The 2,707-nt window shown below is 42.0% G+C and carries 4 protein-coding genes; 1 reads left to right on the plus strand and 3 read right to left on the minus strand.

Going from position 1 to position 2,707, the window contains the following annotated elements; genetic code table 11:
* The first annotated feature begins 182 nt into the window (after positions 1-182).
* A complete protein-coding gene (locus JF818_RS12405; RefSeq protein ID WP_198892306.1) occupies positions 183-980 on the plus strand; it encodes an ABC transporter permease in 798 nt (265 codons plus the stop codon).
* A gap of 438 nt (positions 981-1,418) precedes the next feature.
* Here JF818_RS12405 and JF818_RS12410 read toward each other — a convergent pair whose 3' ends face one another.
* The 3 genes from JF818_RS12410 to JF818_RS16710 all read right to left on the minus strand — a co-directional run bounded on the left by JF818_RS12410 (position 1,419) and on the right by JF818_RS16710 (position 2,703).
* Positions 1,419-1,790, minus strand: a complete 372-nt coding sequence (locus JF818_RS12410; protein WP_198892307.1) for a nucleotidyl transferase AbiEii/AbiGii toxin family protein — start codon at positions 1,788-1,790, stop codon at positions 1,419-1,421.
* Entirely contained in the window at positions 1,787-2,380 is a 594-nt protein-coding gene (locus tag JF818_RS12415; protein WP_198892308.1) for a type IV toxin-antitoxin system AbiEi family antitoxin domain-containing protein, read from the minus strand. Before JF818_RS12415 ends, JF818_RS12410 begins: the two co-directional genes overlap by 4 nt.
* 242 nt (positions 2,381-2,622) lie before the next feature.
* Complete coding sequence (locus tag JF818_RS16710; protein WP_370570337.1) at positions 2,623-2,703, minus strand: hypothetical protein; 81 nt, start codon at positions 2,701-2,703, stop codon at positions 2,623-2,625.
* Positions 2,704-2,707 lie beyond the last annotated feature (4 nt).

The raw sequence follows: 2,707 nt of genomic DNA on the forward strand, positions 1-2,707 counted from the left end.
GTATTGATTGGCTGTTGTTCCTAGCTCCGCCTAAATTCTTTGGGGGTTCGTTCATTGCTACAAAGGGTAGCTATGAAAGCAAGTATGTAATCTGGTTGGCTTTTCTCGTGGCAACCTTCCTTTCGATTGGATATCAGGTGATTCGTAAAAAGGACTTGATTACCGTATGAGGGTTTATAAAGATGAAAATCGTAATTGTTAAGGAGCTGAGAATTCACAGGAAGATGTTGATCATCTGGTCATTGATTCTCTTTCTCACGGCGGCTTTCGGCGGAGTGGAATTTCAAGGACTGCAAGGCCAAATGGAATTGTTAGCCGGAACAGTGGATAACTTCCCCAAGATTGTACGTATCGCATTTGGAGTCGATGCTTTTCCGATTGACATCGGGCTTGGAGGTTATGCAAGTATGTTCTATTGGTACCAAATAGTCGCATTCGCTTTCGCCGTTTTTCTTGGGGTCCATGTTGTTTGCAAAGATGAACGAGAGCATACCGCGGATTTCCTTTTTACAAAGCCATTGGATAGGAGAACTGTGCTTCTGTCTAAAGCATTGTTTGTGATGTTGAGCAATGCAATAATTGCCTTGGTAACTGCTGTCGGCACGATGATATTTCTTGTGCCTATTTTGCATGAGCCAGGTCTATGGTTTCATGTGGCAACGTCTTCTATCGGGATGTTTCTGACCCAACTGATCTTTTCCTCAATCGGCATGTTGAGTGCTGTGATCACGAAAAATTATCGAGGTGCCTTGCGTCTCGCATTCTTGAAATTGATCGCTGCATACGTGTTCGCATTCATCATTGAATATCGTGGCGATATTGGATATCTGAATTTCCTCACTCCTGTTCGGTACTTCAACCTGTATGACATGGTAAATTATGGATTCAGTGTGTTCTATGTGATCCTGACAATTGCTATCACCGCTGGTTGTTTGGTATATGCTTTACATCAATTCCGTAAGAGAGATCTGATAGGATAAGTAAGGTTCTTAAATATTGCTTAACCTAACATCTTGTTATCTAGGGGCTTACTAAATCCTTAAATTGTATCATTACGATTAGCCTGCCTAACATCCGGCTCTACCTTCTGAAGTGCACAATAATATGTTTCCTTATTAGGGTGCTCAGAGGGTTACACAATTATATATTGGCACAGCTGGAAAAATTACGGCTCAATCATAAATCCTGTGGGGTTCTCTCAGCCACAGGGTTCCTGACATAGGCATTCCTGCTTGCATCAAAGAGCTTGAGGAAGAAATAATCGTCACCAGGAAACCCAATTTTCTTTTCGGATTAGTTTTCCCAGCTTTTCGATGAACCGGTAGAACAAAAGCTGTAATGGGTACTTTTCGTGCTCTCTTTCCCCTTCCATCCGTCTCCATGTTGGTTCTCGGAGGCCTTATTTTCTGGACCCGACTTCACAAGGCTTTATCAATGATCGCGGGGTGGTGTAAATTTGTTTGCTGGTACCCAATGATTCGGCTAGTTAGGAAAGCAGCGGCCAAAGCCACACTGCAGATGCTTTTAATTGTTTGTTCTATTTGGTCTTCTGTGAAGGGTGAATTGCGAAGTGTTGTGTCCATATCCATGGTTGAGCGGATATCCAAGCCCACAATGGTTGCAATGAGCATTCCTCCCTTGATTACGAATTTGTCTTTATACTCGGACTTGGATAAACGTTCCAAGAATCGCTCGAACATATAGTTCTGCAAGACGACCTGTGCTGCAATACTATGTTCCTTCGAGTAGTTATTGATTCGGGCCTTCAGGCTCATGGATGTAGAACTCATAGCAGCACCTCCATATATTGTTTTAGTTTCTTATCAACTCGCAGACTCTTTGCATACTCTGCAAGAAGATTCAAGTTTTTGTTCTTGGACGCTACGTAGTTTTTCAAGGCACTGATTATTGTTTCCTCATCACATCGGGTGCGACTGCGCAGTAAATCACAAATGGTGCGTTCCATGTTGTAGCTTCTGACCGTATTGCCGAAAGTTGTCTTTATCAAGACCATTCCTAGAGCATGCAACTCTGGCTTGATATAGAAACAAGTGCATGCTTTCTTGATTGAGGTTGGCAACACTGAGTCACTGGGAATGGTAACTGTATGTCGAAACGGTGTGCGCTCGGATTGTCCGTTTAAAAAGAGTGCGGAGTCATGGGAGAAAATAATTTTTGACGAGCGAAGCATAAGCCCATACATATCGTCGATTAACCCACCTGGCAGAGTATAGACGCCATGACCACATCGTTCCAAAAGGCCAGCATGGACATAGTTAGTAAGCAGTGTTTTTGAAAATCCTAGCTGTAGTACCTGTGATGTGGTGATCACGTTGTTGTTTTTCTTGATTTCATCATACAATCGAGAATTGATTACCATAATCTGTCTCCTCTCATGCTAGTTTATTTATATATCGATATTATACACAATATCAATACAAAAGTAAACTTTCAAGTTACCGATACCTGTTAGAATATCCATGACTTCTCTTCCTCATTAATTCCCTTTGATTTTTCATGCTCCAGCAATAAGAAAACCAGGTGCAAGCGAAAAACCAGTAGAGAGAATTTGGTTTTGTGGCAACCGAAAGGAGCTTGCACCTGGTAATTTTCATTTCTTCTTTAGAACAGATTACCCTCCAGCATCGATAAATACCCCTCTTCGCTGAAGATTAAATGGTCCAGTACCTTAATACCCAGGATATCC

Source organism: Sphaerochaeta sp. S2, assembly GCF_016406725.1.
In the GTDB taxonomy this organism is placed as follows: Bacteria; Spirochaetota; Spirochaetia; order Sphaerochaetales; family Sphaerochaetaceae; genus Sphaerochaeta.